Here is a 5,346-nt window from a genome sequence, read left to right as displayed (position 1 = left end):
CCCCTTCCCGCACGCCCCGGTCTCCGCCCCGCTGCGCTGGGAGGAGATCGACGACGTCGAACCGCGCGACTTCGACATCGTGACGATGCCGGCCCGCTTCGCCGAACTAGGCGACCTGCACGCGGACATGGACGAGCACGCCTTCGCCCTGGACGCCGTACTGGAACTCGCGGCCCGCGACGAGCGCGAGCACGGCCTGGCGGACATGCCCTACCCCCCGGACTACCCGAAGATGCCGGGCGAGCCCAAGCGCGTCCAGCCCAGCCGGGCGAAGCACGAGGACTGACGGGCGACGGGCGCCACGCGGCGGCGTCGTGCTGCGACACGTGCATGCGGGCGGGCTCCAGCACAGATTCCCCCGGCGCAGCTGTGATGGTCGTGGGGTGCTGCTGCGGTGCCCGCGGCCGGCCAGGTCAGGTGGACACGCGTCGGTGGCCGAATCGCTCGGCGGTCGCCATCACCGTGGTCACACCGCCCGGCGGTCTCCGGGCAGGCGCGGTCAAGGCCGATCCGTCGATGGAACGTCCTGGACTTCGGCCGCGTGGCGATAGGCGCCGACCCGTCGGGCGGGGGCTTGGGAGCGGTGACCGACGCGGGCACCTTGCGCTGGACGGAGCGCTACACGGGTGACGTGGTCGGTGCCGCCGGTTTCCACCGTGCGGCCGGGACGACGGACGAGGCGGCATTCGGTGTCCCGGTCCCGATCCGCCGCGCCCGCGTCCGGGTCATGACGAGGTGTTGATCAGTCGTTGATCGGACGTCTATCCGCGGCGGTAAGTATCACCGGCATGTCGATTAACACCACTGCCGCATCCACTGACACCGCTTGGTACGAGCTGGCCCTGTGCGCCCAGACGGGCCCCGGCTTCTTCTTCCCGGAGCCCGGCTCCTCGCTGCGCGACGCGAAGCGGCTGTGCGGGGCCTGCGAGGGGCGGGCCGCGTGCTTGGAGTACGCCCTGGCCAACGACGAGCGCTTCGGAGTCTGGGGCGGCCTCTCGGAGTCCGAGCGCCTGGCCCTGCGCCCCCGCCGCTGATCAGGTGCGTGTCCCTTTCCCACTGCCACGGACCAGCCCCACGCGCCGTGCGAGATCGAACCCTTCGCCACCGCACTCCTCCCGACGCGGTGTGTGGGCAACAACCCGCACCGGGTAATGCCCCCCGACGGGCGACACGACGCCACCGAACCGGGGGTCGCCCGCGAACCAGATCCGGTCCGGGTGGTCACCTTCCATGGTCTCGACCGGAACCGGGAACGGGATGACGCGGAACATGGCGGTGAAGTCCTCCCGGAACGGAATGGCGATGGTCGCGGGGCTCCCGGGTGGCCTGCGCGGGTGGCGGCACGGCCACTCCTGCCAGGGGTAGGCCTGGAGCACAGCGGCGACCCTGCGTCGCCGGAAGTAGGTGACGACCACCCACGGCAAGTAGGGCGCGACAGCGATGATCATGAAGATGAAGGCCCACGCCGCACGGCGGCTGATACCGGAGCAGGACAGAGCGATCAGTGGAGGAACGCCGAGGCTCAGCGCCCAGACGAGGCGGCGGACGACCAGCCGCTTGTAGCCGACCACGGTCGCAGGGTTGTCCCAGGCCACCTTGGTGAGGGTGACGCTCACAGGAGTACCTCCAAAATGCGTGAGGTCCCCGAGACCTTCGGCTCATGTGCAGCGGCGTCGGGGTCCGAGAAGCCGAGGGTGTGCGCGATCGCTTCGAGGATGTCCGTGTAGGCGCCGGCGTGTTGGGTGGACGCACTGGTCAGATCGAGGACGAGCAGATGGAGACCGTCCGGATGCGCGGTCACGACCCTGGCCTGAAAGGGCCGTTGGTCCATGTCGGGCAGGGACATCGTCCCGGCGACGAGACAACAGGGACGGGCGGACGGCAACTCGATGAACCTGCGGTCGGCGCTGGTCCACAAGGGCGAGCGGGCAATGGCCAGGGCGGTACGTGCCACGGCCAGGCGGGGGTTGGGCTGCTCGATCCGCCGTACGGTCACGGAGAACAATGACGTGGCGACGCCGGTCGGCGCCTCGGGGTGAAATCCGAGCGCGGTGTGCACGACCTCGTGCTCGGCCAGCCCTTCGAGCCCGTCCATGAGTGGGGACAGCTGCTGCTGTGCCTCGGTACCACCCAGGGCCTCGGCGAACGCGTCCAGCGTCGCTCTGTCCTCGGGGGAGATGTCGTAGAAGCCCGGAGGCAGACGGAACCAGACGGGCGGAAGACTGCTCTGTCGCGTCATGGCCGCAACACCGACAAGACATGGCCCGACTTCCTGATGGCCGAGGGAGCGTCGTCCAGGACCCCTCGGGTGCCGTCCACCGCGGTCGAACTCTGCTCGAGCGTCTCGCTGTCCGCGGTGTAGTCCCCTGCGGCGGTTACCGCGCCAGTAGTTGCCACCGCCACACCCACTCGATCCCTCGCTTCCTGCGACGACGACCGCATGGCCCATCCAGTCAGAGGGCTATCGAGCTGCCGCAGGTCGTCCGAGGTGCTCCATGCCGCTTGCCTGAACGCGCCGGCCCCGGGGGCGAGTCCCACCACCGCGCTGCCTTCAGGCGCCGCGGCCATCGCCGCTCGGGCGGCTGCCGTGCCGGCTTTCGCGCCGGAGGCTACCGCGGCCACTCCTGGGACCGCGCCTGCGGTGTCCCCGAGGAGCGTCACGCTGCTCTTCCAGAAGTCCGCGTCGAACTGGCCCTTCGTGAAGCCGTCGGACAGGGACTTGCGGAACTTCGGGTCCGAGGTGTGCATCGCCAGGGCCGCCAGGGACAGGCCGCTGCCGACCAGCATGATCGCGAGGCCTGCCGGCGGGAAGACCAGGGCAACGCCCGCCCCGATCGCGCCCAGGATCGCCGACGCGTTCGACATCGCGTCCGCCGGGTCGTCGACGATCTTGTTCCAGATGGAGGCCAGGAGGCCCGGCTCCTTCGGGGCCAGTCGGTCCGTCGCCGCGTTCAGGGTGTGCGCCACCCGGCGGGCGGCCGTGCCGTGCTCGGTGGCGAGTTCGCGGGCCAGGCGGCGGGCGTCGGCGAGAGCCTCCGGCGTCTTCGCCGCCGCGGCCCCGGCCTCGTACCGGTCGGCCAGCGCGCGGTGGGAGACCAGGATGTCGTGCCACCCCGTGAGCCGGCGGGCGGCCTCCGCGAGGGAGGTGTGAGCCGCGCCGAGGTAGCGGGGGAGATCCTGCGAGAGGGAGGCGCGGAAGGCGGTGGCGGCCTCGCCCTGCCAGGCCGAGCTGTGGGAGACCAGGTCCTTCACCACCCGGGACGCCTCCCCGAGGGAGGTGGCCGAGGCGCTGAGCTTCTTGGCCAGGGCCAGGACCGTCGCGGGATTCCCGGGGGCCGGGTCGAAGCCCAGTGCCGCGTACTCAGTCACGCGCGGCCGCCGCCCGGAGGAAGGCCGCGCGGATGGCCTGATCCAGCTCCGCGTACTCCGCGGCGCTGCGGTCCACGCCCTCCCGTACGCCTTTGACGCGTCTGGTCAGCTCCTGCGTGCCGTAGGCCCAGCGTTCCTGGAAGCCGTCACACGCAGCGTCGAGGTCCGCCGTGCCCAGCTGGTCGGGCCGTACGTGGTTCAGTGCGCGCCTGGCCTCCCGCAGGGAGGCCAGCGAGGAGTCCAGGGCGCGCGTCAGACGGGTCAGCTGGTCGATGTCCACCTGGAGCGAGGTCATGACGCGAAACCCTGGCAGAGCACGGCTCTGCCAGGGCAATCGGCGTCACTCGCCCGAGCGAGCGGAAATCGGTCAGCCCTTGCGGGCGGCGAGGCGTGCGGCGCGGGCGGCCAGCTTCTCGTCGAACTTCCGGGCCTCGGCGTCCAGGCCGTTCATGAACAGCCCGAGCTCCTCCTGAGCCTTCTGGCCCTCGGGGCCGAGGCCGTCGATTTCCATGATCTTGAGGAAGCGGATCACGGGGCTCAGTACGTCGTCGTGGTGGATCCGCATGTTGTAGACCCCGCCGATGGCCATCTGCGCGGCCATCCGCTCGAAGCCGGGCATGCCGTGTCCGGGCATCCTGAAGTTGACGACGACGTCCCGCACGGCCTCCATGGTCAGGTCCGGGGCGAGCTCGAAGGCCGCGCCCAGCAGGTTGCGGTAGAAGATCATGTGCAGGTTCTCGTCCTGCGCGATGCGGGCCAGCATCCGGTCGCAGACCGGGTCACCGGACTGGTGGCCGGTGTTGCGGTGCGAGATGCGGGTCGCGAGCTCCTGGAAGGCCACGTAGGCCACCGAGTGCAGCATCGAGTGGCGGTTGTCGGACTCGAACCCCTCCGACATGTGCTGCATGCGGAACGCTTCCAGCTTGTCCGGGTCCACGGCGCGCGAGGCCAGCAGGTAGTCGCGCATCACGATGCCGTGGCGGCCCTCCTCGGCGGTCCAGCGGTGCACCCAGGTGCCCCAGGCGCCGTTGCGGCCGAAGAGCGTCGCGATCTCGTGGTGGTAGCTGGGGAGGTTGTCCTCGGTCAGCAGGTTCACGACCAGCGCGATCTTGCCGATGTCGGTGACCTTGGACTGCTGCGGGTCCCAGGCCTCGCCGTCCTCGAAGAAGCCGGGGAAGTTGCGGCCGTCGCTCCACGGGACGTACTCGTGGGGCATCCAGTCCTTGGTGACCTTCAGATGGCGGTTGAGCTCCTTTTCGACCACTTCTTCCAGCGCGAACAGCAGCTTGGCGTCCGTCCACGCCTCCGAGCTGCCGAGGTGGGGAGAGGTGATCGTCACGGGTACTCCTGAGTGCAAAGCGAATTACCTACGGTTCCGTAGCCTACGGAGTCGTAGGTTAAGCGTGACATCAAGGCCAGCCAACCCCCCGGTGGGTCTATGTCCGGTTACATCCAGTTATCTACGCAGTCTAGCGCGGGTCTGGAAGGGGTTCGAGGGGCCAAAATCACGCCGACAGGTGGCTCGCGAGCCGCGTTTTGACGACAAAAATTGATTCCGCTTCACCGTCCGCCGCGATGATCCGGCCGGTCGCCGCTCACCCGCAGGCAGGCCGATGCGGATCGAGCGCGGGTGCGGCACCGAGCTCGAACGCGCAGATCTCCATCCCCGCGAACGAGGTGTGCTCGCGGTCGAGCTGCAGCCACACGAGGGGGGTGTCCCCGTCGTCGAGATGGATCCAGGAGCTGCCCGCGCGGCCGGCGGGTGCGGTGCGGTGCCGAGGTAGGTGCAGGCCCGGCCGCAGGTGCACCATCCGTGGAACCGCAACCGCGCCACACCCTGGGCCAGTGCCGGCTCGCCCCCGGCCGCCGGCTCCGAAGCCAGGAACGACACCAGGGCGGGATGGACGTCCGAGAGCAGCGGCAGCGCCGGCGGGGCCCGCCTCGGCGCCGCCGGGGGAGGCGCGGGGTCGAGCCCCG

General features: G+C 70.2%; 9 protein-coding genes. 3 read left to right on the top strand and 6 right to left on the bottom strand.

The features are described 5' to 3' along the window. The 3 genes from ligD to ACWGIU_RS28600 all read left to right on the top strand — a co-directional run. On the top strand, positions 1 to 286 hold a 286-nt coding region (ligD, locus tag ACWGIU_RS28610; protein WP_453710544.1), incomplete at its 5' end, for a non-homologous end-joining DNA ligase LigD. 255 nt (positions 287 to 541) lie between these two features. Next, on the top strand, positions 542 to 742 hold the full coding sequence (locus ACWGIU_RS28605) for a hypothetical protein (protein ID WP_453710542.1): 201 nt from the start codon (positions 542 to 544) through the stop codon (positions 740 to 742). Positions 743 to 788: 46 nt separating this feature from the next. After that, the gene (locus tag ACWGIU_RS28600; protein ID WP_453710541.1) at positions 789 to 1,034 is read left to right on the top strand and encodes a WhiB family transcriptional regulator; all 246 of its coding nucleotides are present in this window, start codon (positions 789 to 791) and stop codon (positions 1,032 to 1,034) included. Here the strand turns inward: ACWGIU_RS28600 and ACWGIU_RS28595 are convergent, their stop codons facing one another. The 6 genes from ACWGIU_RS28595 to ACWGIU_RS28570 all read right to left on the bottom strand — a co-directional run bounded on the left by ACWGIU_RS28595 (position 1,035) and on the right by ACWGIU_RS28570 (position 5,180). Beyond that, a complete protein-coding gene (locus tag ACWGIU_RS28595; RefSeq protein ID WP_453710539.1) occupies positions 1,035 to 1,616 on the bottom strand; it encodes a hypothetical protein in 582 nt (193 codons plus the stop codon). Beyond that, a complete protein-coding gene (locus ACWGIU_RS28590) occupies positions 1,613 to 2,239 on the bottom strand; it encodes a hypothetical protein (protein ID WP_453710537.1) in 627 nt (208 codons plus the stop codon). The genes ACWGIU_RS28595 and ACWGIU_RS28590 overlap by 4 nt, the downstream gene beginning before the upstream one ends. Beyond that, on the bottom strand, positions 2,236 to 3,369 hold the full coding sequence (locus ACWGIU_RS28585) for a hypothetical protein (RefSeq protein ID WP_453710535.1): 1,134 nt from the start codon (positions 3,367 to 3,369) through the stop codon (positions 2,236 to 2,238). Before ACWGIU_RS28585 ends, ACWGIU_RS28590 begins: the two co-directional genes overlap by 4 nt. Continuing rightward, entirely contained in the window at positions 3,362 to 3,664 is a 303-nt protein-coding gene (locus ACWGIU_RS28580; RefSeq protein ID WP_453710533.1) for a hypothetical protein, read from the bottom strand. The genes ACWGIU_RS28585 and ACWGIU_RS28580 overlap by 8 nt, the downstream gene beginning before the upstream one ends. A 72-nt stretch (positions 3,665 to 3,736) precedes the next feature. After that, positions 3,737 to 4,708 carry an acyl-ACP desaturase gene (locus ACWGIU_RS28575; protein ID WP_453710531.1) on the bottom strand — a complete coding sequence of 324 codons (972 nt, stop codon included), beginning with the start codon at positions 4,706 to 4,708 and terminating at the stop codon, positions 3,737 to 3,739. Between the two features lie 256 nt (positions 4,709 to 4,964). Beyond that, the gene (locus ACWGIU_RS28570; protein WP_453710529.1) at positions 4,965 to 5,180 is read right to left on the bottom strand and encodes a hypothetical protein; all 216 of its coding nucleotides are present in this window, start codon (positions 5,178 to 5,180) and stop codon (positions 4,965 to 4,967) included. Between the last annotated feature and the right edge of the window lie 166 nt (positions 5,181 to 5,346).

Source organism: Streptomyces sp. NPDC054840, from assembly GCF_053611065.1.
This window is presented reverse-complemented; position numbering and strand designations above follow the sequence as displayed.